This window comes from Streptomyces sp. NPDC021115 (assembly GCF_044333065.1).
Classification (GTDB): domain Bacteria; phylum Actinomycetota; class Actinomycetes; order Streptomycetales; family Streptomycetaceae; genus Streptomyces.
The window spans coordinates 64933-91255 of the sequence record NZ_JBIRQF010000028.1 but is presented as its reverse complement, the minus strand read 5'-3'; the positions used below and the strand labels follow the sequence as shown (position 1 = coordinate 91255).

The 26323-nt window shown below is 70.3% G+C and carries 28 protein-coding genes; 27 read left to right on the top strand and 1 reads right to left on the bottom strand.

Going from position 1 to position 26323, the window contains the following annotated elements; translation table 11 throughout:
• The 4 genes from ACH4TL_RS43290 to ACH4TL_RS43275 all read left to right on the top strand — a co-directional run.
• The coding region (locus ACH4TL_RS43290) for a hypothetical protein (protein ID WP_398425474.1) at positions 1-196 on the top strand (196 nt) is incomplete at its 5' end.
• A 19-nt stretch (positions 197-215) separates the two neighbouring features.
• Positions 216-734 (top strand): hypothetical protein, encoded by a 519-nt coding sequence (locus ACH4TL_RS43285; RefSeq protein ID WP_398329868.1) that lies wholly within the window; start codon positions 216-218, stop codon positions 732-734.
• A gap of 43 nt (positions 735-777) precedes the next feature.
• Entirely contained in the window at positions 778-1425 is a 648-nt protein-coding gene (locus tag ACH4TL_RS43280; RefSeq protein WP_398329871.1) for a restriction endonuclease, read from the top strand.
• 46 nt (positions 1426-1471) lie between these two features.
• Positions 1472-1819, top strand: coding sequence for a hypothetical protein (locus ACH4TL_RS43275; protein WP_398329874.1), 348 nt, complete (start codon positions 1472-1474; stop codon positions 1817-1819).
• 376 nt (positions 1820-2195) lie between these two features.
• Here ACH4TL_RS43275 and ACH4TL_RS43270 read toward each other — a convergent pair whose 3' ends face one another.
• On the bottom strand, positions 2196-2627 hold the full coding sequence (locus ACH4TL_RS43270; RefSeq protein ID WP_398329877.1) for a hypothetical protein: 432 nt from the start codon (positions 2625-2627) through the stop codon (positions 2196-2198).
• Between the two features lie 114 nt (positions 2628-2741).
• Here ACH4TL_RS43270 and ACH4TL_RS43265 point away from each other — a divergent pair, with 114 nt between their 5' ends.
• The 23 genes from ACH4TL_RS43265 to ACH4TL_RS43155 all read left to right on the top strand — a co-directional run bounded on the left by ACH4TL_RS43265 (position 2742) and on the right by ACH4TL_RS43155 (position 26279).
• Positions 2742-3233, top strand: a complete 492-nt coding sequence (locus ACH4TL_RS43265; protein ID WP_398329880.1) for a hypothetical protein — start codon at positions 2742-2744, stop codon at positions 3231-3233.
• Positions 3214-4779, top strand: a complete 1566-nt coding sequence (locus tag ACH4TL_RS43260) for a terminase large subunit domain-containing protein (RefSeq protein ID WP_398329882.1) — start codon at positions 3214-3216, stop codon at positions 4777-4779. The genes ACH4TL_RS43265 and ACH4TL_RS43260 overlap by 20 nt, the downstream gene beginning before the upstream one ends.
• 328 nt (positions 4780-5107) lie before the next feature.
• Positions 5108-5458 (top strand): hypothetical protein, encoded by a 351-nt coding sequence (locus ACH4TL_RS43255; RefSeq protein ID WP_398329888.1) that lies wholly within the window; start codon positions 5108-5110, stop codon positions 5456-5458.
• A 459-nt stretch (positions 5459-5917) separates the two neighbouring features.
• Positions 5918-7837 carry a hypothetical protein gene (locus tag ACH4TL_RS43250; RefSeq protein WP_398329891.1) on the top strand — a complete coding sequence of 640 codons (1920 nt, stop codon included), beginning with the start codon at positions 5918-5920 and terminating at the stop codon, positions 7835-7837.
• Positions 7838-7902: 65 nt separating this feature from the next.
• Positions 7903-8661, top strand: coding sequence for a hypothetical protein (locus ACH4TL_RS43245; RefSeq protein WP_398329894.1), 759 nt, complete (start codon positions 7903-7905; stop codon positions 8659-8661).
• A gap of 107 nt (positions 8662-8768) precedes the next feature.
• Positions 8769-9506 (top strand): hypothetical protein, encoded by a 738-nt coding sequence (locus ACH4TL_RS43240; protein ID WP_398329897.1) that lies wholly within the window; start codon positions 8769-8771, stop codon positions 9504-9506.
• Positions 9507-9521: 15 nt separating this feature from the next.
• A complete protein-coding gene (locus ACH4TL_RS43235) occupies positions 9522-10571 on the top strand; it encodes a major capsid protein (RefSeq protein ID WP_398329900.1) in 1050 nt (349 codons plus the stop codon).
• Complete coding sequence (locus ACH4TL_RS43230; RefSeq protein WP_398329903.1) at positions 10571-10870, top strand: hypothetical protein; 300 nt, start codon at positions 10571-10573, stop codon at positions 10868-10870. Before ACH4TL_RS43235 ends, ACH4TL_RS43230 begins: the two co-directional genes overlap by 1 nt.
• An 89-nt stretch (positions 10871-10959) precedes the next feature.
• Complete coding sequence (locus ACH4TL_RS43225; protein ID WP_398329906.1) at positions 10960-11295, top strand: hypothetical protein; 336 nt, start codon at positions 10960-10962, stop codon at positions 11293-11295.
• Positions 11292-12134: a hypothetical protein gene (locus ACH4TL_RS43220; protein WP_398329909.1), complete on the top strand. Its 843-nt coding sequence runs from the start codon at positions 11292-11294 to the stop codon at positions 12132-12134. The genes ACH4TL_RS43225 and ACH4TL_RS43220 overlap by 4 nt, the downstream gene beginning before the upstream one ends.
• Before the next feature lie 15 nt (positions 12135-12149).
• Complete coding sequence (locus ACH4TL_RS43215) at positions 12150-12428, top strand: DUF6582 domain-containing protein (RefSeq protein ID WP_398329912.1); 279 nt, start codon at positions 12150-12152, stop codon at positions 12426-12428.
• Positions 12425-12808 (top strand): hypothetical protein, encoded by a 384-nt coding sequence (locus ACH4TL_RS43210; RefSeq protein ID WP_398329915.1) that lies wholly within the window; start codon positions 12425-12427, stop codon positions 12806-12808. The genes ACH4TL_RS43215 and ACH4TL_RS43210 overlap by 4 nt, the downstream gene beginning before the upstream one ends.
• The gene (locus tag ACH4TL_RS43205) at positions 12808-13257 is read left to right on the top strand and encodes a DUF6093 family protein (RefSeq protein ID WP_398329917.1); all 450 of its coding nucleotides are present in this window, start codon (positions 12808-12810) and stop codon (positions 13255-13257) included. Before ACH4TL_RS43210 ends, ACH4TL_RS43205 begins: the two co-directional genes overlap by 1 nt.
• Positions 13254-13640, top strand: a complete 387-nt coding sequence (locus ACH4TL_RS43200) for a hypothetical protein (RefSeq protein ID WP_398329919.1) — start codon at positions 13254-13256, stop codon at positions 13638-13640. Before ACH4TL_RS43205 ends, ACH4TL_RS43200 begins: the two co-directional genes overlap by 4 nt.
• Positions 13637-14098, top strand: coding sequence for a hypothetical protein (locus tag ACH4TL_RS43195; protein ID WP_398329922.1), 462 nt, complete (start codon positions 13637-13639; stop codon positions 14096-14098). Before ACH4TL_RS43200 ends, ACH4TL_RS43195 begins: the two co-directional genes overlap by 4 nt.
• A 105-nt stretch (positions 14099-14203) precedes the next feature.
• Positions 14204-14677 carry a hypothetical protein gene (locus ACH4TL_RS43190; RefSeq protein ID WP_398329925.1) on the top strand — a complete coding sequence of 158 codons (474 nt, stop codon included), beginning with the start codon at positions 14204-14206 and terminating at the stop codon, positions 14675-14677.
• Between the two features lie 111 nt (positions 14678-14788).
• On the top strand, positions 14789-15334 hold the full coding sequence (locus ACH4TL_RS43185; RefSeq protein WP_398329928.1) for a hypothetical protein: 546 nt from the start codon (positions 14789-14791) through the stop codon (positions 15332-15334).
• Between the two features lie 420 nt (positions 15335-15754).
• Positions 15755-20992 (top strand): phage tail tape measure protein, encoded by a 5238-nt coding sequence (locus ACH4TL_RS43180; RefSeq protein WP_398329931.1) that lies wholly within the window; start codon positions 15755-15757, stop codon positions 20990-20992.
• Positions 20985-21887: a phage distal tail protein gene (locus ACH4TL_RS43175; RefSeq protein WP_398329934.1), complete on the top strand. Its 903-nt coding sequence runs from the start codon at positions 20985-20987 to the stop codon at positions 21885-21887. Before ACH4TL_RS43180 ends, ACH4TL_RS43175 begins: the two co-directional genes overlap by 8 nt.
• 9 nt (positions 21888-21896) lie before the next feature.
• Entirely contained in the window at positions 21897-22835 is a 939-nt protein-coding gene (locus tag ACH4TL_RS43170) for a hypothetical protein (protein ID WP_398329937.1), read from the top strand.
• The gene (locus tag ACH4TL_RS43165) at positions 22835-23932 is read left to right on the top strand and encodes a hypothetical protein (protein WP_398329940.1); all 1098 of its coding nucleotides are present in this window, start codon (positions 22835-22837) and stop codon (positions 23930-23932) included. The genes ACH4TL_RS43170 and ACH4TL_RS43165 overlap by 1 nt, the downstream gene beginning before the upstream one ends.
• Positions 23932-25965 (top strand): hypothetical protein, encoded by a 2034-nt coding sequence (locus ACH4TL_RS43160; RefSeq protein WP_398329943.1) that lies wholly within the window; start codon positions 23932-23934, stop codon positions 25963-25965. Before ACH4TL_RS43165 ends, ACH4TL_RS43160 begins: the two co-directional genes overlap by 1 nt.
• Positions 25962-26279: a hypothetical protein gene (locus ACH4TL_RS43155; RefSeq protein ID WP_398329946.1), complete on the top strand. Its 318-nt coding sequence runs from the start codon at positions 25962-25964 to the stop codon at positions 26277-26279. Before ACH4TL_RS43160 ends, ACH4TL_RS43155 begins: the two co-directional genes overlap by 4 nt.
• Positions 26280-26323: the final 44 nt, after the last annotated feature.

The following is a 26323-nucleotide window of genomic DNA, read 5'->3' as shown; positions in this document are numbered from 1 at the left end:
CATCGTCGAATACCTCCAGGACCTCGGCAAGGCATCCACCCCCGCCCTCATCTCCAAGGCCCTCGGCCTTCCCAACCCGCAGATCCGCAAGGCCCTGAGCCGAATGAAGGACGACCCGGCCGTGCCCGTGGTCAACCTCGGATTCGGCTCTTACGCCCACACCGACCACGCCGGCAACTACGCCACCGCCGCCTGAACCCCCGGAGACCTCGCCCATGAACCGCCTGCCCGACCCCCAGCAGCCCACCGCCACCCCGGCCGGGCAGCCCACCATCGACGACCAGGCCGACCGGCTCATGGCCGCCGTCGACAAAGCCATCCTCGAAGGGCACCCCTACACCGGGCCCACCTCGTTCCGCGACCACACCCCGCTCCCCGCGGTCGGCCTCACCCCGCCCGTCGCCCAGCCCGGCCGGCCCCCCATGAGCCAGAAGGCTGCCGACATCAGCGGCGTCATGGTCGCCAGCAGCATCCCCACCTTCGCCCTCGGCGCGACCGCCACCGGCATCCTCTGGGCATCAGGGAAAGCCGACCCCGCTGTCATCGCCCTCATCTGCGCCGCCCCCACCACCTTCGTCTTCGCCCTCAGCCGCCTCATGAAGCACGTCAAGCAGACCGTCGAGGCCGCCCCGGCCGAGCACCACCACCACTACAACGCGCCCGTCCACCATCAGACGGTGAACACCCAGACCCGCGGCGTCTGGGCTACCACCCGCAACGAACTGCCCCGCTGACCAGCCCACCCACCACCCCAACCCACGACCACGGGGGGAACCCATGTCTCGCACCGCCCGGCGCCGCACCAGCCGCTTACACCTCAGCCTCACCGGCTGGGCACTCACCCTCTTCGCCCTCTACATCACCGCCCGCGCCTGGCCCGTCCAGACCGCCGTCATCGCCGCCGTGCTCGCCCTCACCGGTATCGCTGCTGCGGTCGGCCTCCGTCGCCTAGACCCCCGGGGCCGGCGTCGACTCCGCGTCACCCTGCCCCGCCCCCGCCGCGCCACCAGCCGCAGCCTGGCCGCCTACCGGGCCATGAGCCCCGACGACTTCGAGCACGCGATCGCGCGCCTCGCCCGCCGCGCCCCCGGGGTGCGCAGCGCCATCGCCCAAGGCGGATCCAACGACCGCGGCCTCGACGTCCTCGTCCACCTCCGCGACGGACGCCGCATCCTCATCCAGTGCAAGCGATACGGACCGCCGAAGAACGTCACCTCCGAGGACGTGCAGAAGACGAACGGCACCTACCGCGACATCCACCACTGCGCGCTCGCCGTCATCGTCACCACCAGCAGCTACACGCGCGACGCCGTGGAGACCAACGTCCTGCTCGCCCGGCCCCTCGTCCTGGTCGACGGCCCGGCCCTCGCCGACTGGGCCGCAGGCGGGCGCCCGCCGTGGGAGACCGTACGCGCGCCGCGCTGACCCGGTGCCGGTGCGGACCGCTCGGAACCGGTTACTCTGCGGTGCCATGACGACAGACCAAGGCCGCATGCTGACGGCGGACGAGCTAGGGAAGACGTACGGACCGGACGCCGCCGCGTGGCCTGCCCTTGGGCTGACGGTGAACCAGGAGCCGGACCCTGAGAACAAGGCGGTACCCACCGCGAAGGTACTCAAGGGCGGCGAACAGATCGGCTACATCATCGAGTCGGACAGCTTCCCCGGGCTGCCAGTGTTCTCCGTGCTGATCACCTCAGGGTGGCCCGTCGCCTTCCCCCACGGGTTCATTCCGCCCGACCCGTTGCGGGCGCGAGAAGGGGAGAGGCGCCGCTGGCTGCCGCCGCAGCACCCGGACCACCCCGACCGGACGAGCTGACCCTCGACGCCCGCGCGGCGCTGACCCGCAAAGACGACGGTGCCCCGGCTGCTTTCCTCAGCCGGGGCACCGTCCTGCGGTAGCTACTCACCTTCGGCGGCTTGCAGCATCAGGATGCCGTCGCCGTGCTCGTCGCAGGACGGTCCCCTTGCTACGAGGCTCAGTAACAGCCGCTGACCCGTGACGAGGGAACACCTCGGTGGACGCGGCCCCCTCCGTACCTGACGATCGACATGCACGGCCCGGACCGAGGACGGTGTCCCCGCGCCCACTCGGACCCCGGGCTGTGCCACCAGCCCCCGGCAACCCCCCAGGCGCCGGGAACCCGGCCCCGCGACCCGATCCCCCCTGGCTCGCGGGGCCGCGGTATGCCCGGCTACCGGTTCGTCGCCAGCCAGGCCACGGCCTGCTGCAACGGCGCGTTCACCGCAGCGAACCCGCCCCGCGACCCCAGGCCCTCCGGCCCGTAATGCTCCGCCAGCCGCTCAGCCTGCCGAACCAGCCGGATCGGCTCCGCGTACGCGGCCCGGTCCTCCGCCGCCAACGCGACCCGCAGATCCTTCGCCGCGCGCAGCTTCCCCTCCATCAACTCCTGGCAGCCCGGCGCATCCGTGCAGCCCCCGGCCGCGACCCCTTGGTACGCGTCCAGCGCCTCGTCCACGCTCATCGCCGACGCCGAGGCAGCAGGCTTCGACGCCGCGCCCTTCCCGCCCCCGCCCCCGCCCCCGTCGTCTCCGCCGCAGCCCGCGGCCCCCACCACGACCACCACAGCGGCCGCCCACATCCCCACCCTGCGCATGCTCCTCATGCCGCGCAGGATCCCACCCGTCCCCGGCCCGGGGGAACACACCGGCCGAAATGCCCGATCATGGCGGTAGGCGCGGGGCCTGACCAACAACCACATGCGGGAGCCCCGACCGCCATGACCCTCTCCAAAGCCGAACAAGCCGAAGTCGCCGAACGCCGCGTCAAGCTCATCAAGCTGCGCCGCCAGGGCATCAGCTTCGACGACGAACGCGTCCTCGCCCTCGGCTACTCCTCCCGTGGCGCAGCCTCCAAGGACTTCGTCCGCGCGCTCGCCCAGCGCCGCGACGAGCAGGCCGCCGAGATCTCCGTGTACCGGCAAGAGGAGAACGAACGCCTCGACGCCCTCCTCGAAGCGGTCTGGCCCGACGCGCTCACCGGCGACCCGCGCGCCATCGAAACCGCTCTCAAGATCTCCGACCGGCGCGCCAGGCTCAACGGCCTCGACGCCCCCGTCCGCACCGAACTCTCCGGACCCGACGGCGGCGCCGTCCCCCTCGGCAGCGGAGCACTCGACGAACTGAACAAGCTCATCGGCATCGCAGGACAGACCGGACCCGTCAACGAACTCACCGCCGAGGACGACCCGGGTGACCACAGCGACGGATGACCTCCTTGAGGACACCCTCCTCGCCCACTACCGCACCCTCCCCGTCGTCGAGCGGCGCCGTATCGCCCGCAGGGCCAGCCCCGAGATCCGCCTCCGTCTGGCCTGGGTCGAGCGGCAGATGGCCATGGACCGCTCCCCGGGCGCCCTGGCCGCGGTGCTGACCGAGGGCCGGGAGAAGCAGGCCCCGCACCTGGACATGATCGACGGGGTGTTCCAGCGGATCGCCGCAGGGGAACGCATGCAGGTGATGATCACCTGCCCTCCACGGCACGGGAAGAGCCAGCGCGCGTCTCGCTGGGGCCCACTGTGGTACCTGCGCCGGAATCCCACCCAGCGCGTCATGCTCGCCTCCTACGGCGCCGAACTCGCCGACGACCACGGCCGGTGGGTCCGCGACCAGCTCCGCGAACACGCCGACACCCTCGGCGTACGGCTCGACCCCGGCTCCCACGCCGCGAACCGCTTCGACCTCGAGGCCCCGCGCGGCGCCAGCGTCCGCGGCGGCATGGTCACCGCTGGCGTCGGGGGGAGCTTGACCGGTAAGGGCTTCTCGCTAGGCATCATCGACGACCCTTTCAAGGGATCTGACGACGCGAACAGCCCTGCTCAGCGGCAACGCGTCTGGGACTGGTACCAGTCGGTCTTCTACACCCGCCGCGCCCCCGGCGCCTCCATAGTCTTGATCAACACGCGTTGGCACGAAAACGACCTCTCCGGCCGAATCCTCGAAACCGAACCCGAGAACTGGACCCTCATCGACCTGCCCGCCCTCGCCCTCTCCGAAGACGACCCCCTCGGTCGCGCCCCCGGCCAAGCCCTCTGGCCAGAGCAGTACGACGAAGACGAACTCGCGCGCACCCACCGCGCCGTCGGCGAACGCGTCTGGTGGGCCCTCTACCAGCAACAGCCGAGACCCCTCGAAGGCGGCGTCTGGCAATGGGACTGGATCACCGCCAACCGCATCAGCCCCGTCGCCTTCCGGGCAGTCGACCTCACGCGCGTCGTCGTCGCCCTCGACCCCGCAGGCGGCGACACCCCCGGCCACGACGAATCCGGCATCGTCGCCGCCGGACGCAGCACCGACGGCCACTACTACGTCCTCGCCGACCGCACCGGAAAGCACTCCGCCGAGAACCGCGGCCGCGAGACCTGCCTCCTCGCCCTCGAACTGGACGCGGACGCGATCGTGGTGGAGACCAACTACGGCGGCGACATGGCCCGCCAGAACGTGATCCAGGCGTGGGCCGAACTCGCGCGGCAGGGCAAGACGGAGGGCCGGATGATGCCGCGCGTCGTGGACGTGACCGCGAAGAAGGGCAAGCGGCTGCGCGCCGAGCCGATCGCTCAGTTGTACGAAACCGGGCTTGTCCACCATTGCGCCGAGTTCCAGCAGCTCGAGACGCAGATGGTGACCTGGATCCCGGGGCTGGATTCCCCAGACCGGATGGACGCCGCGGTGCACGCGCTGACCGAGCTGGCCAACCCGGCCGCAGCGACCACCGGCAGCAAGCCGTACAGCGACAACCGGCTCTCCGGACGACGGTGAACCGCATGACGTTCTTCTCTTATGCGCTAAGAGTTGGGGCCCTCGGGCGGGAGTTTCGAGGGACTGGCTACGTACCGATGGAGCGCGGCCACGATGACGTCGGTGATCGTGCACCCCTCCCGCTTCGCCTTCTCTGTGGCCGCCTTCCAGAGCGGGTCGGGCACGCGGACATTGTGCTTGGGCGTCTCGCCGGTCTTCGGCCTTGCCACTGCGGCCACCTCCTTGAATCTGTAGGTACAGAAACTAGCATCCATCAGCCATGACGGCTTGACAAGGGATTCGGGCGGATGCATTCTGTAGGTACAGAAACCGTCGATGAGCTGGAGTGATGAAGATGTCGAAGCGGGTACAGGTAGGGGTCTTCTGGAACGTCTACGCCAGCCGGTTCGGCTACCGAGTCCCGTCGAACGTGGATCACATGCTGAGCAAGTGGACCCCGGAAGCGCGTGACGAGGCGATCCAGTGGACCAAGGGCAACATGGACCCACACAAGATCGAGGTTCATGAGGTCCGCGTCTACGACATCGACGGCAAGCGCACCGCCGAGAGCGAACTCACCACCGTCTTTGAGGTGACACCCACTGTTGCTCAGCCCGCCAAAAAGCCCCACGGTGCGGACCGGACGGTCGGCGGTCGAAAGGCGGAGCAGTTGGAGCTCGCCGAACCTGCTGCGGCCTGAAGGAGCGAGGACGCCATGGACGGCTGCCTCGAGTGCGGCGAGCCCCTCCTCTGGGGCGGTACGAGTTGGGTCCCGCACACCGATCGCCAACATGCCGCAACCCGCACACGGCTGGCGCGCGGCCTTGCCACCAAGTTGCGCGCTCGGACAGCAGCCCGCGCAGGCCACCACGTGACGATCAGGTTCACCGCTGACTGGACCTGGTTCGTGTGCGCCTGCGGAGAACATGGCCCGCTCCAGCGCGACTCGTACTACTCAAGCAGCGCCGCCTTCGGGCACCTTGTCGAAGCAGCCGGAAGCCACAGTGACTAGCACATCCCCCGTTCAGTCTGCCGGGCAGTCGATCGCGCTGCCCGGCTCGGATCTGTTTGAAGAAGTCCACCGACGATCCAGGGGAACCTGAGCCGCCCTCACCCGTACCCTGTGATCAGGCGCGGGGCCTGACTCGGAGGGACAACGGTGGGCCTGCGCAGCGTCGTCATCCATGCCTGGAGCTGGCTGAACTACAAGCCGATCTACTCGGACTCCCTCGGTATGCCCAACCGGCGCGCGTTCCCCGAGGCCCAGGCCATGTGGGTTCCGGCCGAGGACGAGAAGCGGTTGGCCGCGTACAAGCTCCTGGCCGCGTACGACCAGAATCAGGCCGCCGAGCTGGCCGAGGTCGGCGGCGACGTTCACGCGCGGGACCGGCGCGAGTTCGGTGACCCGTCGATGTTCGTGGACACCCTGATGTCGCACGTCCTCGGTCGGGAGCAGCACATCACCGTGCCGGGCGCCGAGGACGACACCGCCGACGACCGGCCCACCCCGGAGGCGGCGGCCGCGGCCCGCGTGCAAGAGCTGCTGGAGGGCTGGGCGGAGGCCGAGCAGCTGCCGATGCGCATGCAGCAGGCCGAACGCAAGGCAGTCACCCTCGGGGACGGGGTGTACCGGCTGGCGTGGGACCCGGGCAAGAAGCGGCCCACGCTCCGCGTCAGCGACCCGGGCTTCTACTTCCCGGTCATCGGCGAGGACGACGACGGCGGCGAGTACCCGAGCAGGGTCCACTTCGCGTGGGAGCTGCCCGAGGACCCGAAGCGCGGCCTCAAGGCCAGACTGCGGCGCATCACGTACGAGCTGGACTGGATCCGCCCGGCCACCGCCCCGGGCGTCGACAAGGCCGGGCGCGCCGTACGGGCCCCGCTCCCTGCTCCAGAGCCCGAGGACGGCGCCGCGGCCGCCGAACTACCGCCGCCCCCGCTCACCCCCGGCGACACCCTCAACCCTGAGTCCGGTGCGATCTCTCGGCAGTACGCGTGGAACGACGAGCCGTCGTACTTCACCTGCTACCTGACCGACGCCACGTGGGAGCTGGGCGACATCAAGGGACCCGCGGACATCGACTCCCTCCCGATGGACCGCGCCGTGTTCGCGACCCGCTCGGACGGCGAGGTGCTGGACCACCTCGACCTGCTGCTCGACTTCATCCCGGTCGTCCACGTCCCCAACACCGTGCCCCCGGCCGAGGAGCACTGGGGACAGAGCAGCCTCGCCAAGGTGCTCCAGGTCTTCGACGAGCTGGCCGGCGCCGACACCGACAGCAGCCGCGCCTCGGCCACCACCGGATCACCCATCATCGGCATCTCCGGCGTCCAGGCTGGCGGCCGGGACGGATCCCAGATGGACGTGGCCCCCGGCACCGCGTGGAACCTCGGCGAGAACGGCCGCCTCACCTCCATCGACACCGCGCCCCAGTTGGCCGGGTTGCGCGAGCACGTCCACGACCTCAAGGACCGCGCCGCGAACGTTGCCCGCCTGCCCGCCGTCGCCCTCGGCACGCTGGACCCGTCCAAGGTCCCATCCGGCTACGCCCTCCAGCTATCCCTCGGCCCGCTGGACTCCCTCGTCGGCGGCATGCGGCTCGCCCGCGACCACAAGTACGCCCTCCTCCTGCGATTCGTGCAGCGCCTCTACCTCGCCGGGCAACACCCCGACTGGGCCGGAGTCACCGTCCAGCCCGCGCGCATCACCTTCGGCCCCTACACCCCCACCGACAAGCAGTCCGTCCTCGAACAGGTCACCGCCGGGGTCGACAAGGTCTTCAGCCGCGAGACCGCCGTCCGCATGCTCGCCGAGGCCGGATTCCCCATCGACGACGTCACCGCCGAGATCGAGCGCATCGAGTCTCGGCAGTTCGAGCAGGCCAAGGCCCTCGCGGACGCCACCGGCGACACCAAAGCCGTGGGCGACTTCCTCGGTATCGACATCGCCGAGCCCGACACCCCGCCCGCCCTGCAACTGCCCCCGGCGCCCGTCCAGCAGGGCGACCAGCCCGGCGACGGCACCGATCCGACCAGCGAAAACACCCCGCCAGGGCAGACCGGGGGCAACACCCAGTGACAATCATGCGATCGTTGATCCAGGCGCGGGGCCGACGGACACTCCTATTGGAGGACACAGCCCTCATGCGCCGCCCCGCGCTGCACCACCCGCACACCGGCCCGGCCACGCCCGGCTGGTCGCACCCCTACGCCCCGCACCCGTTCAGCCCCGTGCTCTACGCCGACGGCGGCCAGGACGACCCGCCCACACCTCCCGCGGCCCCCGCCGCGGCCGAGCCGCCCCGCCCCGGCCCGCCGCCCGCCCGCACCTTCACCCAGGACGAAGTCACCTCCCTCGCCGCGAAGGAGAAGGCGCAGGGCGAGCGCGCCGGAGCCCGGGCCGCGCTGGAGAAGTTCGCCGCCGACCACGGCTTCAGCACCGTGGACGACGCGAAGGCGTTCATCGAGGAGGCCCGGAAAGCGCGCGAGGCGCAGCTGTCCGAGCAGGAGAAGCGCGAGCAGGCCCTGGCCAAGCGGGAACAGGAACTCGCCGACCGCGAGGCCGCCGCTGTTGCCCGCGAGCGAAACGCCAACCGGCGCGCCGTCCTCGTCGGCCTCGGCGCCACCGGCGACGACCTCGAGGACGCGGCCGCGCTGCTGCGCGTGGACGACGACGCGGACGACGCCACCGTGCAGGACGCCGCCGCCAAGCTCAAGGAGCGCCGCCCCGAACTGTTCGGCGTCGCCCCCGCCGTCCCGGCCGCGGCCACCCCGCCCCCGGCGCCTGGCGGTGCTCCGGCAGGCGGCCCGCCGCCGCGCACCCCCGCCACGAAGGACGACGTGAAGACGCAGGCCCGCAAGTTGGCCGAACAGATGGGCTTCCGCCGACCCGACGCCGCCTGACCCGCACCACCCATAGAGCCAGGGACCACGCCCTCCCCACGTGGACGCGACACCGCACCAGGTGAAGCCGAACACCAGCCGCGATCATCGCGAAAGGGGAGGACGGCGTGGACATCCAGCCGACCACCACCAGTGAGACCGTCACAGCGGACCGGCCCTGGCTGCTGTCCCTGCACGGCTCCGACACGAACAAGACCATCACCCTCGACCTGACCAAGTTCTCCGAGAACGTGCACTGGGTCGAGGGCACCGCCTACCAGCCGATGCGACGCCTCAAGAGCGGTCTGCCGCTCGGCAAGGTCACCGCGTCCGGCCTGTACGCGCCGTACGCCGGTGCCACCAACGAAGTCCAGACCGTCACCATCACCGGCAGCCCGACCGGCGGCACCTACACCCTGACCTGGTCCGGGCAGACCACCGCCGCCATCCCCTACAACGCGACCGCCGCGCAGGTTCGCACCGCGCTGGAGGCTCTGTCGAACATCGCGCCTGGCGATGTCACCGTCACCGGCGGTCCGCACCCTGGAACCGCCATGACCGTCACCTTCGGCGGCGCCTACCTCGGCGACGACGTTGCCCAGATGACCGCCTCGGGCGCCTCCCTGACCGGCGGCTCCAGCCCGGCCGTGTCCGTGGCCACCACCACCGCCGGTGGGGCCGCGGGCGCCTCCGACGGGACCCAGGTCTTCGCCGGGCTGCTGTTCACCGAGACCGCGTTCAACCCCGGCTCCACCAAGTGCGGCGCCGCCCTGATGGTCCACGGCGACGTTCGCATGGACAAGCTGCCCCTGCCGTTCGAGCGTCCGGCCTCCACCGGTCGTACCGACTCCATCAACTTCTCCTGAAAGGGGTGACCTCACATGCTTGACGCCCTGCTCAGGGACATCGACGCCACGATGATCAACGCGTTCGTCCGCGAGGTCCAGACACCCGCCGACTACGCCCTGACCCTGTCGGTCATGCCGGAACGCTCCATCAACAGCGTGAAGTTCCGCATCAAGCGGTCCAGCCGACGGGTCGCCGCGGCGAAGTACCGCGCGTGGGACGCGCAGACCGCCGTCGCCACCCGCGAGGCGCAGCGCATCGTCACCGAGGGCATGCTGCCCCCGCTCGGCCAGAAGTACCTTGTGGGTGAGCTGGAGCAGATCCTCCTCGACACCGCCCGCGGCGCCGACTCCTCCGAGCTGGTCGAACTGCTCTACCAGGACGTCGCCGCCCACGTGCAGTCCATCAAGTCCCGCCTCGAACTCGCCGTCGGTGACCTGCTGACGGACGGCAAGTTCACCCTCTCCGGCGAGAACGGGCTCACCGTCGAGTACGACGCCGGTGTCCCCGCGGCGAACATGCCGACCGCGGCCACCGCCTGGACCGACCCGACCGCGGACGCCATCGCGGATGAGCAGGCGTGGATCGAGACGCTGCGCGCCTCCGGTGCCCCGCTCCCGGCCCGCGTCCTCACCTCCTACAAGGCCCGCGCGCTCCTCATGGCGAACGATGCCTACCGGGCCGCCTACTACGGGTCGGTGAACCCCTCCAACACGCCCACCGCGACCCTCGCACCCAACGAGGTCGACGTCGTCCGCGCCCGCTACAACCTGCCCCCGATCCAGGTGTACGACGTGCAGATCCCCCTGGACGACGGCACCACCGCCCGCCCCATCCCCGACAACCGGTGGATCCTGCTCCCGCCGAACCCGCAGGAGTGGGCCGAGACCCAGTACGGCGTGACGGCTGAGTCCCTGGTCCTCTCCTCCGGTGGCAACCCGGCCATCGAGCGGTCCGAGGCGCCCGGCATCGTCGTCACCCACGGCTACAAGGACGACCCGGTCCAGGTGTGGACCAAGGGCGCCGCCGTCGCGATGCCGGTGATGTACGTCCCGGACATCCACGTCACCGCCTCGGTGTTCTGATGGGCGCCCGGCTCGCAGCGACGACCCACGTCCTGGATCCCGAGACGCACCAGATGACCGAACTCCCCGCCGGGTCGGAGCCGCCGCCGCACCTCGCGGCGCTGGTCACCAACCCGGCGTGCTGGGAGGACGGCAAGCTCCCCACCGCCGCGAAGAAGACCGCGGAGCAGCACTCCGAGCCCGACACCGCGCCCACCGAGGGCGACGGCGAGGGCACCAAGCAGGCCGCCACCAAGAAGGCGGCCGCCAGACCGGCCCGGGGCCGGAAGTCAGCAGCTGACGAGGGCAGCAGCAGCTGACACGACGGGGTGCGGGCCCGCGGCTGGGGCGCCACCGGACCCGCACCCCGCACCCCGCACCCCCCTTCCCACCGATCTGGAGGTGACAGGTGGACGCCACCGTCCGCGCATGGCTCATCGCGCAGCTCGGCACCACCACCGACCTCGCCGACCTCGACCAGCGCTACACCCGCCTCGGTACGGCCCGCGCGGTGGCTCTCGAGGTGCTGTACGAACGCAAGGCCGCGCTCGTCAACGACCAGCCCGCTGGCGTCAGCGTCAGCGCGGTCGTGTCCGTCACCTACACCGAGAACATCAAGGCCCTCGAACGGCAGATCGCGATGTTGGAGTCCGGCCAGCCCCCAGCACCTGACGACCCGACCACCGACGACACCAGCAGCACCGGCTTCAGCGTCATCCAGCTCCGCGAACGGCCCCGCCGATGACCACGCCCGTCCGCGACCAGCGCACCCAGGACGACCGGCAGGAACTCACCGGCCTCATCGCCGCGGCGGTCGCGCAGCTCACCCGCACGTGGTCGATCCTCCACACCAGCCAGACCACCCTCCTCCAGGCGCTGGAGCAGATCGAGGGCGGCCGCGCGGTCGGCCGCACGCGCCGTATCCGCGAGGCCCTGGCCGCGTTCAACTCCGCGGTCGCTGAGTACGACCGCCGGGCCCGCGCCCTCGCCGAACGGTGGGCAGCGCAGGATCTGCCCGTGGCCTACCGGGACGGCGCCGTACGGGCTCTCCGCGCCGCCGAGCAGGACGTGCAGCTGTTCGCGTGGAGCACCGAGCACCAGGCCGCCATCACCGCGCTCACCGCCCCGTTCTGGGCGGACCTGATCCGCCGCATCACCGAAGCCGTCCGCAGAGCCCAGGCGTTCGCCCGGGCCGCCCAGGACGCCGTACGGACCACCTCCGGCGTCGACACCGCGGCCCTGCTCGCCGAGCACCCGCTCGACACCATCATCTACGCCGACCGCGCCCGGCACCCCGTCCGCTCCTGGGCGCACTCCGCCCTGTCCTGGCAGGGCGTCGTCACCGCCAACGCGGGCGCGGTCAACACCGCGCGCCTCGAGCTGTCCGCCGAGTGGATGGAAGTCCGGGACGGACCCGAATGCGGATGGGTCAACCACCCGGACACCGACCACGCCGACGGCACCATCCGATCGCTTGAGGAGTGCGCTACCTACCCGTCCGCTCACCACGGGTGTGTGAGGGAGTTCTACCCGCGCCCCGACCTCACCGGCCGGACCGACATCGCATCAGGAGACCCCGCGTGACGGAAGGGACACGCCATGGCCAGGAAAGGCAGCCGAAAGTCCAGCCTCTCCAAGCGCGCCAACGCGCGCCGCAACACGAAGTCGGGCCGCAAGGCGATGAGCATCAAGCAGTTCGCCCTGCCGCGGCAGAAGAAGTATCGAATCGACGACCTGCCCCACGCCCGCAACGCCCTGGCCAGGGTGTCGCAGCATGGTTCACCGGCGCAGAAGAAGGCCGTCAGGAGTGCCGTCGTGCGTAAGTTCCCGAGCCTGAAGAAGGTCGGTCGCGGCCGGAGGAAGAAGAAGTCGTCATGACCGTTCCGGGGGAGCGGAAGCCGTCCGCGCACAACGTCGTGATCGACGCGCAGCCGGGCCACGCCAACATCAGCATCGACGATGCCGAGGTCGGCAACTACGTGCTCGGCTACACCCTCGAGCACGACATCGCGAACGCGCTGCCGATGCTCGTGCTTCACGTCCGCAGCCCGGCCGGGGCCTTCTTCGACGGGCTCGCGCGCGTCGCCGTCGCCGCCCCGCAGGAGCCCGGCGAGGCCATCGCCCAATTCCTGGCCAGCATCGAACCCGGCGCCCTCGAAACTGCGGCACTTAACCGGGACGACCTCGCCAACGAGCGCTACGACCTGACCCGGGCCATGCTCGCGCAGCTGGCCGACTGGGCGCGAGGGAGGCCCTGATGACCGGCCTCGACAACGTCCTCGCCGCCGTCGGCCGCTGGCTCGACACCAACGTCCTCGTCGACACCGTGCGGATCAGCCGCCCCGGCGGCGGCGACCCCGTCTACAACCCGGACACCGGGCAGAACGAATACCCGCCGGGGGAGACCGTCTACGAGGGCCCGGGCGCGGTACAGGGCGGCACCGCCCAGTCGGAGATGTCCGCCGTCCCCGACGCCGGGCAGATGTGGATCCAGGAGACCCGATCCCGCTACCGGCTCCTCACTCCGCTCACCGCGCCGCTGGCCGCGAAGGACGACATCGTCACCGTCATCGCGGTGCACAACCCGAAGGACACAGCGCTGATCGGCCGGTCATGGTTCGCGCAGGACCCCTCGCGGGCGGCGACGCTTGAGGCCGTCCGCATCACCCCCCTCGACCAACTCCAGGCCGACCGGGAGGCACCGTGACACCGGAACAGCTCGCCGAGCGCCTGGAGGCCGCCGCGCACCGTGTCGGCCCGGCGATCCACCGGCACATGGAGCACGTCGGCGAACTCGGCCGCGCCCAGATCCGCGGCCACGCCTCCGGCCGCCCGGGGCCGAATGTCGTCACCGGTGACTACCGGAACTCGTGGCAGGTGGTGAACCGGCGCCTTCCGTACGGGGCGCAGTGCACGATCGGTACGGACCGGCCGCAGGGGCGGCGTCTCGAGTTCGGGTTTGTCGGCGCCGACTCCCTGGGCCGGGTCTACAACCAGCCGCCGTTCCCGCACGTCCAGCCGTCTCTGCCCGCCATCACCGCGGCGCTGCGCTTCGGGATGCGGTCCGCTGTCGAGGAGATCCTGCGGTGATCGAGAAGCGGCTCGTCACCAGCGCGCTCGTCGCGCTCCTCGGCACCGTCACCGGGCTGCCGGTCGGCAGGGGGTCGATCCCGCGTACCGCGACCGGGTTCAAGGCGCCGCCGTACTACATCCTCGCCGTGGTCGACGTGGCCGCGGCGGGCGCGCCGTACGCGGACCAGAACGAGGACATGGAGATCGTCTACCAGGTCACGTCGGTATCCGGGCCGGTGCCGGGCCAGTCCGGCTCGTACGGCACCCTCGAGCAGGCCGAAGGCATGGCCGACAAGGCGCGCGCCGCGCTCCTCGGCCGCGACCCGGCGACCGGCCTGTGGCTCCACGACCTCGACATCCCCGCCGCCAGCGTCACCTGCCGGGAGCTGGAGACCGAACCCGGGGCAACGAATGACCCAGCAGATGGGATCATCAGCTACGTGCAGAGGTACAGGCTCGGCCTCACCCCCGCCTAACCCTCACGGGGTTGGGCTTCACCGCACCGCGGCGGGACCCCACGCGGACGCCACCCCTCGTAGTGGCCGCCACTGACACACCGCGTGAAAAAAGGGGCCCAATCCATGCCCAGGTTCAGCCGCAAGGGCGTCACGAAGATCCTCTTCACGGAGACGATCGCCGCCACCTCCTACCTTCCGACGTCCGCCGAGATGACCGGCGCGACGGACTACACCAAGAAGATCGCCGCAGTCGAGGGGTTCGCCCTGGAGAACCAGGAGATCGAGACCCCCGACATGGACTCCACGTTCGTGTCGAAGATCCCCGGCGACGACCAGGCCAGCGACAGTTCGCTGACGTTCTACGAGGACGACACGACCGACACGATCGAGACCGACCTCGCCAAGGGCACCATCGGCTTCGTCATCATCTGCCGCAAGGGCAAGGCGCCGTCCACCAAGGGCATGGACGTCTACCCGGTGCGGGTAGCCAGCACCTCGGCCGAGATCACGGCGGACAACGAGGCCGCGAAGCTGATGGTCAAGTTCTCCATCACGGACCGGCCGCTGCTGAACGCCACCGTGCCGACCGGGCCCTGATCCGCCGGACTGCCCCCTTCTCCCAGCTCCCGGCCGGGCCCGACGCGTGTCGGGAAGGGGCGCCCGTACGGCGCCCGGTCGGGTCCCCTTCCCTGACGGAGGACCACCCACATGACCACCACGATCGAGCCCCCGGCCGATGCCGTCGCCAAGGACCCGCACTGGGCCAGCACGCTGGAGCGGCTGCGGAACCGCAACCGGCCCACGCTCACCCTCACGATCTGCGACGACCAGGCCGCCAAGGACGCTCTGGCCACCGCCCAGTACGCCGAGCGACGCATCAAGGACACCGCCGAGGCCGACCCCGACAGCGCCGAGTCGAAGAAGGCCGTGCGGACAGCGGCCTCCGAGGTGAAGAAGGCTCAGGCCGCAGTCGACGAAGCCAGCATTGTGCTCACCTTCCGGGCGCTGGAGCGGACCGCGCTGACCGAGCTGAAGAAGGCCCATCCGGCGACCGAGGAGCAGGCGGAGGACGGCTTCGAGTTCAACGTCGACACGCTCGGCCCGGCGCTCGTCGCCGCATCCTCCGTGGACGGGCTCACCGAGGACGACGCCCGCTTGTTCCTGGACACCTGGTCCGATGCTGAAGCCGAGGCCCTGCTGGCCGCCGCGTTCAACGTCCAGCGCGAGACGCGCATGGACCTGGGAAAAGGCTGATCTCCGATGTCCGGCTACGCACCGAGCTTGAGCTGTGTGACCGGTGGGGCATCCCGCACTCCCAGTTTCGGGGCATCGGAGACGGCACCTGGACCGCGCGCGACCGCCAGAAGGCCCTCGCCTACCGCGAGTACCAGCGCACCGTCTGCCCCCAGTGCGGCACCCGCGACGCCGAATGGGACGAAGAGGCGGGCGGCGACGAAGACGCCTACGTCGCCGCGACCCACAAGTGCTCCGGCTGCGAGGTCATCGCCGACAAGCAAGCCGAACTGCCCACCGACGGGCAGGCCGCCCGCGGCATGAAGGTCTACCTGCTCCCGGCCGCCGTGCACGCCGCGCTCCAGGCGCAGCGGGAGCTGACCGGCCGCCGTAGGCAGACCGATGAGGACGACGACTAGCTGAGGAGAGGAGGGGCGGGCCGTGGCCAACTGGAACCTGTCCGTGGATCTGCGGGCGCAGGGCAACAGCCTCGCCCGCGTGCTGCGCGAATCGGCGCAGCATGCCCGCTCCCTCGACCACGCGGTGAAGTCCGCGAAGCGGGAGGTGCGTGAACTCGGCACCGCGTCCCGCACCGCGGCGAACGGCATCCGCACCCTCGGCCGGGAGGCGCGGCAGGCCGCCCGGCACCTGAACAGCCTCGGCGACAACGCCCGCACGAGTGCGCGGCAGCTCGGTCGGTACGGGGACGCCGCCCGCACCGCGAACCGCCACCTGAACAGCCTCGGCACCAACTCCCGCCAGGCGGGCGCGCACCTGCGCGGCATGAACGCCCAGATCAACGCCGCGATCCGCGACCTCACCCGCCTCGCCGCCGCCGCGCGCACCGCCTCCACCCACATGAACCGCGTCGGCGACACCCGCGGCCTGCGGCACATCGCCGACGAGTCCGGCCGGGCCCGCCGCGAGCTGGCCCGCATGGCCGCGCTGCTGTCCGGCGGCGGCCTCGTCATGGGCATGGGCGAGCTGGTCAAGAACGGCAACGAGTACCAGCAGGCCATGAACACGTTCGGCGCCGTGACCGGGGCGACGAAGCTCCAGATGCAGCGCGCCGCCGCCACCGCGGCACAGCTCGGCAACGACCTGTCCCTGCCGAACGCGTCCGCCACCGAGGCGGCCGACGCGATGGTCGAACTGGCCAAAGCCGGGTTCCGTACGGACCAGGCGATCTCCGCGACCCGCGCGTCGCTCACGCTCGCGTCGGCCGCCCAGGTGTCCGCCGCCGACTCCGCCAGGTACCTCGGCGACATGATGGACCAGTTCGGCATGGGCGCCGACCAGGCCGGGCGCGCGAGCGACATCCTCGCCTCCACCGCGAACGCGGCGTCCGGCGACATCATGGACATCTACTACGCCATGAAGTACGCGGGCCCGGTCGCTCACGGGCTCGGCGTCAACATGGAGGAGGCCGCTGCCGCGGTCGGCATGCTCGGCAAGGCGGGCATCCTCGGCCAGACCGCCGGTACGACGCTGCGCGGCATGATGGCGAACCTCGCCGCCCCCACCCCTCAGATGATCGAGGGCCTGAAGGCGATGGGGATCGAGGCGTGGACCGCGGACGGCAAGTTCAAGGGCCTCCGCACGGTCATCGAGGGCCTGTCCAAGGCGCAGCACAAGATGTCGCAGCAGGACTTCGCGGCCGCGGTGAAGAAGAGTATGGGCAAACCGGCGATGTCCGGGGCCATTGCCCTCGCGCACCAGGGCGTCGACTCCTTCGATGCGCTGATGCAGGCCGTCGGCCAGACCGGGTCCGCGGCCGAAATCGCCGCCGCCAAGGGCAAGGGCCTCGCCGGCGCCATGACCCAGCTCAAGACCCAGTCCAAGCAGACTGGCCTCGCGATCTACGACGGCATGGCGCCCGGCCTGGAATTCCTGACTCGCGGCATCACCTCGGCACTGTCCAGCGCCACCCCGAAGATCACGAAGTTCTTCAACTACCTCAACGCCGCAGGCACCCTGTTCGGCCCAGACCTCGCGGCCGCGGCCAAGCGGGAGTTCGGAGGGATCGCCGACGCCGCCCGCGACATGCTCACCCCGTTCAAAGGCGGAGCCGAGAAGGCCATCGCTGACGCCCTCCACCTCATCATCACCGTCGGGAAGCTCGCCGCCGACGTCCTGTCCAACCTCGCCTCCGGTGCGGCGCCCGTGGTGTCCGCGCTCGGCAGCGTCGCCGACGGCTCCTCCGGCGCCGCATCCACCCTCGACATGCTCGTCATGGTCCTCGACGGGGCCGCCGCCGCGGTGGGCGCCCTGTCCGGCGTCCTCATCCCGATCGGGCACATCGTCGGCGGCCTCGTCTCCGCGTTCGGAGCCCTCCCCGGGCCCGTACAGTCCGCCGCCCTCGCCATGCTGCTGTTCCGCCGCGTCCAGCCCGCCCTCACCGGACTGGCCACCACCGTCCGCGGCTCGCTCACCGGCGCCTTCCAGTCTTTCGGGCAGCAGATGGCCGTCCAGAGGTCCCTTGCCGCCGCGGCCGGACAGTCCCTGTCCCGGTACGGGGCCGCGTTCGCCGTCCTCCAGGCCCGCTCCGCGACCCTCGGCGCGATGGGCGCCTCGTTCCGTACCGCCTCGGCCGCGGGCACCGGCTTCGTGGGCACCCTCCGCGGCGTCACCGCCGCCGCGGGCACCGGTCTCTCGCGCGCCATGAGCGGCCTGACGAACGCCATGGGCGGGCCGTGGGGCCTGGCCATCGCCGGGGTGTCCCTCGGCCTCAGCTTCCTCGCGAAACGGCAGCAGGAAGCCGCGCAGGCCGCCGCCGAGCACCAGCAGCGCGTCACCAGCCTGTCCAACGCCCTGCGCGAGTCCGGCGGCGCCATCAACGACAACGTACGCGCCGTCGCCGCACAGACCCTCCTGGACACCAAGCTCAGCGACAGCAAGACCAAGCTTGTGGACGTCATGGAACAGTCCGGCGTCTCCATGCGGACCCTGACCGACGCCTACCTCGGCCAGGGCACCAGCATCACCGGGCTGGAGAAGAAGCTCCGCACCCTCGCCGACGCCAACCGCGAGTACAAGGACATCGCCGGCGGCAAGTCGAGCGAGCTGAAGTACACCGAGACCGGCGAGCGGTACAAGAAGGCCGCCGACGCACTGAAGTCGATGAGCGGCGAGATGAAGGAGAGCGTGAAGAACGCTCAGCGGCTCTCCGACGCGAACCCCGGCAAGGCGGTCAGCGCCTACGACAAGCTGAAGTCCGCCGTGGGCGAGCTGGCGGACAAGACGGGGGATGCCGACTCCCGTACCCGGGCGCTGCGCCAGTCCCTGGACCTGTTGTCCGGTGGCTCCATCAGCCTCCAGGCGGCCGAGGCCCGCGTGAATCAGGCGATCACGCAGGCCAACGAGGCGATGAAGGCGGGCATCAGCCACGCCGACGGCTGGGGCAAGGCACTGCTCCGGTCCAACGGGTCGCTGGACACGACCAGCAAGAACGGGCAGAGCCTGTTCAACACGCTCAACGACCTGACTGACGCCTCCGGGAACGCGGCCATCGCCGCCTACGATTTCGCCGAGTCCCAGGGGAAAGACCTTCCGGCCCGGCTGGCTGCGGCCCGCGGGGAGATGCAGAAGTCGCGGGACGCCGCAGTCGCCTTGGCCCAGAACTACGGGCTGACCAAGACGCAGGCCGAGGGCGTCGCGGACTCGCTCGGCCTGATCCCTGGCCAGGTGTCGATCCTCCTCCAGACCAAGGGCGTCGACTCGACGCTCGCCGAGTTGCTGGCCGTGAAGGCCCAGTTCGAACAGTTCCCGAACAAGAAGACCATCACGGTCGACGCGCTGGGTGCGGAGGCGAAGAAGAAGCTCGAGGACCTGGGCTACACGATCAAGCTGATCCCGGGCACCCGCCAGTACCGGATCACGGCGAACACGGCGCAGGCGAAGAAGGCGCTCGCGGACTACCTGGCTGAGCAGGCCAAGGTGAAGGGCAAGCGGGTCACGCTGTCCGCCGCGACGAAGGGCGCGATCCGGGACCTGGAGAACCTGAAGTCCGCGGTCCGCGGCGCCAAGGGCAAGACCATCACCATGCGCGTGCCGACGGCGGAGGGCCGTCGTCAGCTCCAGCTCCTCGGCTTCAAGATCAAGAGCACGCACGGGAAAACCGTCACCGTCCAGGTCCCCACCGGCACCCCACGATCCCAGGTCGCCGCGATCCAGGGCGCTATCGCCGCCCTGCGCGGCAAGTCCGTCACCATCACCACCCGGCATGTCGACGTTTTCGAGACCCGCGGGACCGCCAAGTCGGCGGCCGCCGGGATCCGCGCCCAGGCCCGGAACCTGAAGAAAGCCGACGGCGGACTGGTCGACTACTACGCAGACGGAGGCGTCCAGCGCGGCGGGGTACGCCGTTTCGCGGGCGGGGCCGAGGACCACGTCGCGCAGATCGCCCCCGCCGGGTCCTGGCGGGTGTGGGCCGAGCCCGAGACGCAGGGCGAGGGCTACGTCCCGTTCGCCCCGGCCAAGCGGCCCCGCTCCCGCCGCATCACCGAGGAGATCGTGCGGCGCCTCGGCGGCGACCCGCGCGGCATCCAGTGGAACGCCGACGGATCGGTCACCGACTGGCGGTACGACCCCCAGACGGGGTCCCTGTACTCCTCCTCCGACGCCGGGCAGGCCGGACACAAAACGCGGAAGGTCAAGACCAAGCACGGCACGAAGGAGGTCGATTACTTCTCGCTGAAGGCGGTCGAGCAGAAGCTCATGTCCACGGCGAAGGCCGCGCGCGCCTGGAACAAAGACCTGTCCACGGTCTCCGACCGCGTCGGCTCCGACGTCGCCGAAGCCCTGGCCAACATGGGCGCCGACGGTGTCGCGCTGACGAAAAAGATGGCGCACGGCAGCAAGCGCTACATCGAACTGATGGCCAAGCAGCTCCGGGACTTGGCCAAGACGGCGAAGGCCAGCCTCACGGACTACACGCGGCAGCTCGAGAAGGCCAACACCAGCAACAGCAAGTTCCAGGCCGACCTCGCCAAGCTGGCCTCGATGGGCTACGGGGATCTTGCCGCGCAGCTTGCCGCGCAGGGCGACCAGGCCGCGATCGACATCGCGTCCTCCGCGGTGAAGGACAAGAAGAAGGCCAAGAAGGCCAACGACGCCGCGAAGAAGGCCAACTCAGCGCTCAGCCAGGATCAGGTCGCGGAGATGGTGCAGATCATCGCCGCCGTCACCTCCAGCAAGGTCGGCATCCACGCCGTGGCGGAGAAAACGAAGCTCGGCGAGGACGAGATCATCGACGTCGCCACGAAGGCCAAGGGCCAGATGTCGAAGGCCCTCGGCTCTCGAGGGAAGCAGTTCTTCGCCGACCTCGCCCGCGCACAGAAAGGCATGTCGTACGCGGACGGCGGCATCCGGGCCGGCATGTACGCCACCCGCGGCGGCATCGTCCGTTTCGCGGAGCCGCAGACGCACGGCGAGGCGTACATCCCGCTCGGCGCGAACAAGCGCGGCGCCGCCACCAACGTCCTCAACGATGTGGCGCACCGGTTCGGCCTCGGCCTCACCGACGCTAGCGCCGGCCGGACCGTCATCATCCGGCAGGACGGGCCCACCCACGTCACCGTGCCTGTGACCAAGACCGACGCCTCGGCCTACGACATCGCCCACCAGGTGGGACGTCAGATACGGCGCGCCAAGCGCGGAGGGGTGGCCGCACGTGCCTGACATCGACCTCGAAGAAGGCCAGTGGGACCTGGGCGGCGTCCTCATGGGGGCGGGGACCCCGATCCGGTTCAAGGAGGTCACCGGCCTCGGCTGGCCCGGCACCCGGGACAGCAGTGTCGACCAGCCCAGCGCGGACGGTACGTTCCCCGGCCCGGACTACTACACCTCCCGCACGATCGAGTTCGACGGCGGCATCACCATCCCCGGCGACGGGCCGGCGTGCCAGGCTCTGCTCGGTCAGCTCCAGGCCGCCGCCGACGACCCCACGATCCGGCTGGTTGGCGGGGCCACGATGCCGCTGCGCGTACGGCGGCCGGGCGGTACTACCCGCCGCGTCAACGGACGGCTGCGCCGCCTGGCCGCGGAGATGGCGACCGCCGTCCACGGACGCATCGAACTCGACATGGCGTTCGAGGCCACCGACCCCATCTGGTACGGCGACCTCGAGCAGACCGTTGACATCCCCCTCGGTTGGATGACCGGCGGAGGCTTCACCGCCCCTGTCTTCGCGCCCATCTACGTCACCTCGGCGACCGCGGCCGCCGTACGGCCCGGCTGGGTCACCAACGCCGGCACCCGCGACACCTGGCCCGTGCTCCGCATCAACGGGCCCTGCACGAACATCACCATCACCCACGTGCCGTCCGGCCGCACCCTCACCCTGCCCACCCTGGTCCTCACCACTGGTCAATGGGTCGAGCTGGATACCCGCCCGGGACGCCTGTCGGTGGTGCGGGAGAACGGCGGCAACGCCGAAACCTACCTGTCCGCCGCTTCCCGTCTCGACCTGTTCTCCCTGCCACCCGGCCCATCAGAGATGCGGTGGACCGCCGTCGACCCGTCCAACACTGCCCGCCTCACCGTCACCTGGCGCGACGCCTACACCGCCCTCTAGGAGCACCCGATGGCCCTGTTCCAGGCCCCGATCCTCACTGACGGGGCGTACCACTCGGCACAGCAGTTCCGCATGTTGGTGCGGGACCTGGCCCGCGCCAACGAGGGCATCACCCAAGGCGACGACCTCAAAGTCACGGCCCTCTCGACGCCGGGCAGCCAGGTGCAGATCTCGGACGGGTCCGGCATCATCCGCGGCCGGGCCAACACTTTCCAGGGCTCGTACGCGGTGTGCAACGTGGGCACCGCCACCCTCGATATCGCCCCTACCGGCGGCACCGGCCGCTCCGACATGATCTGTGTGCGCGTGGAGGACCCCGAGTACGAGGGCACCCTCGACCCGGCGCTGCAGCAGATCGAGTACTTCCAGGTCATCTCCGGGGTGACCTCGACCGCGACCGCGATCCCCGACAGTCGCACCGCGATTCCACTGGCGCGGATCGACATCCCCGCCTCCACGTCCATCATCACCAACGCGATGATCACGGACCTGCGGAAGATAGCCAACCCGCGCCGCGACCGATCCCTGTGGCTCCAGTCCCCAGCAAGCCTCTCCACAGAGATCAGCGGCAGCTCCGGCAGCTTCTCCTACTTCACCACCGCCGCCGGATGGACCATCCCCATCCCCGCCTGGGCCGGAAGCGTCAAAATCAAAATCGACGTCGGCCAGCTCCGCTACTCCACCGGCACCGTCTACGGCTACCTGCGCGCCACCTTCGGCTCCTCCCTCACCGTCCAGCAAGTCGTCCTCGACGACAACCAGGGCTCCGTGGTCCGCCGCCAGACCGTCGTCCTCGGCGACACCCTCACCATCCCGGCCACCTACCGCGGCACCAACCAGCTCCTCCGCCTCCAGGCCGCCGGCGGCACCGGCAACGCCGGAAAGTTCTCCGTCGACTCCTCCACGACGCTCATCGCGGACGTCGAGTTCTTCGAGGCGCCGTACTGATGGCCGCCTCCTACCGGGTCCTGACCCAGCACGCCCTGACCGGCCAGTGGCTGTCCAAAGCCCTCCCCCTCACCGACCTCGAATACGGCTCCGAACTCAACGGGCCCGGCTCCCTGACCGGCACCCTCAAACCCCACCTCCTGGCGTCCAACACCACCCTCACCGACCCCGGCACCACCCTCATCTACGTCGAAGACGACGGCCTGCTGCGCTGGGGCGGCCTCGTATGGGACGCCCGCCCCAGAGGCTCCGAGTACGCCATCGAAGCCGCCGGATGGTCCTCCTACCTCCAGCACCGGCACGACATCGACGGCAACCTCGGCGGCCGCGGCCCCTACGTCTACGCCGACCCCTGCAAAGTCATCCGAGACATCTGGGCCTACGCCCAGTCCATCCCCGACGGAAACCTCGCCGTCACCGTCGACCCCACCACCAGCACCGCCACCGTCGGCACCCCTGCCGAACCGCTCGCCTTCTCCTGGTGGGAGAACCCCGTCCTCGGCGACGCAGCCGACGACCTCGTCTCCGGCGACGCCACCCCCGACTACACGTGCGACGTCTCCTGGAACAGCAGCCGCACCACACCCCAGCGCCGTATCCGCCTGGGCTGGCCCCGCCTCGGCGCCCGCCGCAAAGACATCAGCTTCTCCACCGGCGTCAACATCGTCGAAGACCCCGAGGTGCCGCAGGCAGGGGACGAGTACGCGCAGGTCGTCATCGCCTCCGGCGCCGGCGACGGCTCAGCGAAACGCCGCGCCATCAACGCCGTCCGCAACGGCCGCCTCCGCCTGGAGACCGTGCTTGACCTGCCGGACATCAAGGCCACCGACATCCTCGTCAAACGCGCGGCCGCCGAAGCGAAGTGGCGCCAGACCCTCGGCACCGTCGAGGAGATCACCGTGCGGGACCACGCCGCGGCGCCGATCGGATCGTGGCAGGTCGGTGACGACGTCCGCGTCCGCGTCAACAACGACTGGGTGTCGTTCGCGGGCTGGTGCCGCATCACCGCCTGGACCGTGAAACCTGACGCCCCCGGCGGCATGCAGGCCACCCTCCAGCTCAAGCCCGCCGACTCCTACGTGTACGGAGGTGTGTGATGGACCTCGGAGCCCGCCTGGTGGCGCTGGAGCAGCGCCTCGCGAAGGTGGAGCGGTCCTCGCGCCTGTCGTCGGCGTCACTGGACAACACCGCTCTCCAGGTGAAGGACGACACCGGCAGTCTGCGGGCGATCGTCGGCCAGCAGGCGGACGGCACCAGCGGCATCCAGGTCGTCAACGGCCCGCCCCCGCCCGCACCGTCCACGCCGATCGTCGCCTCCGTGCTCGGCGGCGTCACCGTCTCCTGGGACGGCCAGCTCGCCGACGGCGCGACCATCCCGCTGGACTGGTCCCGCATCGAGGTCCACGCCTCCACCACGCCCGTGTTCGACCCTCTGCCGTCCACGCTCCAGGGCACGATCGAGACCGCGCAGGGCGCCACCGTCGTCGTCCCCACGAACGTGCCCGTCTACGTGCGGCTCCTGGCCCGCAACACCTCCGGCGCCGCCTCACCCTCCTCGACCGAGGTGGGCCCGTACGGCCCGGCACCGGTCGTCGCGGACGCGCTCCTCGACGGCATCGTCACCACCACCAAACTCGCGGACGACGCGGTCACCGCGGCGAAGGTCGCCACCGGAGCGATCGACGCAGACGCTCTCGCTGCAGCCGCCGTCACCGCGGCCAAGCTTGCCGCCGACGCTGTCACCTCGGCAGCCATCGCTGATGGGGCGATCGGCTCCACCGAGATCAGCGACGGGGCCATCACCACTCCGAAGCTGACCGCGAACGCCGTGACGGCCAACGAGGTCGCCGCGAACGCAGTGACCGCGGCGAAGCTGGCCGCGAACGCGGTCATCGCCGGGAAGATCGACGCGGGCGCCGTCACCGCGGGCACCATCGCGGCCGCCGCAGTCCAGGCCGGGAACCTGGCCGCCGCCGCAGTACAGGCGGGGAACGTCGCAGCGGACGGCATCCAGGCCGGGAACATCGCCGCGAACGCGGTCACCGCGCGAGAACTGTCAGCCCTGTCGGTCACCGCAGGGAAGATCGCCGCGAACGCGATCACCACCAGCACCCTCGCCGCCGGATCGGTCGACGCCACCGCCCTGAAAGCGGACGCCATCACTGGCAAAACCATCACCGGCGGCACCATCACCGGCTCCCTATTCCAGACCGCGACCAGCGGCCAGCGCGTCACCGTCAACGAGTCCGGAGCCAACAAAGTGCTCGTCTACGACGCCACCGGCCGCGCGGTCGGGGAACTCTCTCCCCAGGGACTCCTCCTCGCGGGCAGCAGCGGCGCCATCATGCAGATGGACCCCAACAGCACCTATCCCAACCTGCGATTTACCAACGCCAGCGGCTCCAATCAGGCGTTCATAAACGTGGTCGAAGCCGTCACCGGGGACGCGGACCTCGGCCTGAACAGCGGCACGTTCACCGCCAGCGGCTACAGCGACATGATGTGGCGGACCTTCTTCGGCCGCGACTTCTGGGCTGCCGAACGAATCCGCAACACCTCCCAGTCCACCACCATCGGCGGCCGGATCTTCATGGATGGCGGGACCGTCACGATCGGATACGAAGACGCGACCGGGGCCACACAGCGCGGCGATCTGCTCTTCACCTCCGGCAATGCACAACTCCGGGCCAGGTTTTTCGGCCTCCCACCGGCCAGCAACCAAACCGCCCTCTACACAGAGACGGCGGCAGGCCACACCGGATACATGCTCAGGCTGTACAACAACGACGCGGGCACCTACCGGCTCTCCGTCGACCTCGCGGGCAACACCACCATCGGCGGCGTGCTGTCTGCGCCGAACATAGTCACCGGCACGGTGACCATCACCCCCGCAGCTGCGTACACGCCGACCAGCACCATCGTCAGCGGCCTCAACGTGGCGGGGACCACGTTCCGTGGATACGCCACGGCGAACACCACTGTGCCCGGTTACCGGGCATCCGCTACACCGGCCGGGGCCGGTGTCACCGGCGTCAGCGTCTCCAACGTCACCAGCACTGGCCTGACGGTGTGGGTGAACCGCGAAAACACGACCGCCACAACGATCAACTGGATGGTGATTGGATCATGACCGACATTGACGACACCACGACAGACGCCCCCATCGATTCCCCGACTGACCCGGAGCCGACCGACCCGACTCCGCAGCCCAGCACCGAACCCCCGCTCCGGCCCACCGAGCCGTTCTCCTTCCAGCCCTACCTCTGGTACTCGGGCACCTGGGCTTGCGCCACGAACACCTGCCGGAACTACAACCAGGTGAAGGAAGAGCCGCTGATCTGGTCCAACAACGGCACCAACGTGGTCATCTACTGCGGCGTGTGCAACAAGCGGTCCACGATCCTGTCCGCGACCCTGCTCTCCCCGCAGCCGCCGGAGGAGTGACCGAGGGCAACACCGGCCTGGCCGGGCCGTAACCTGACATCACC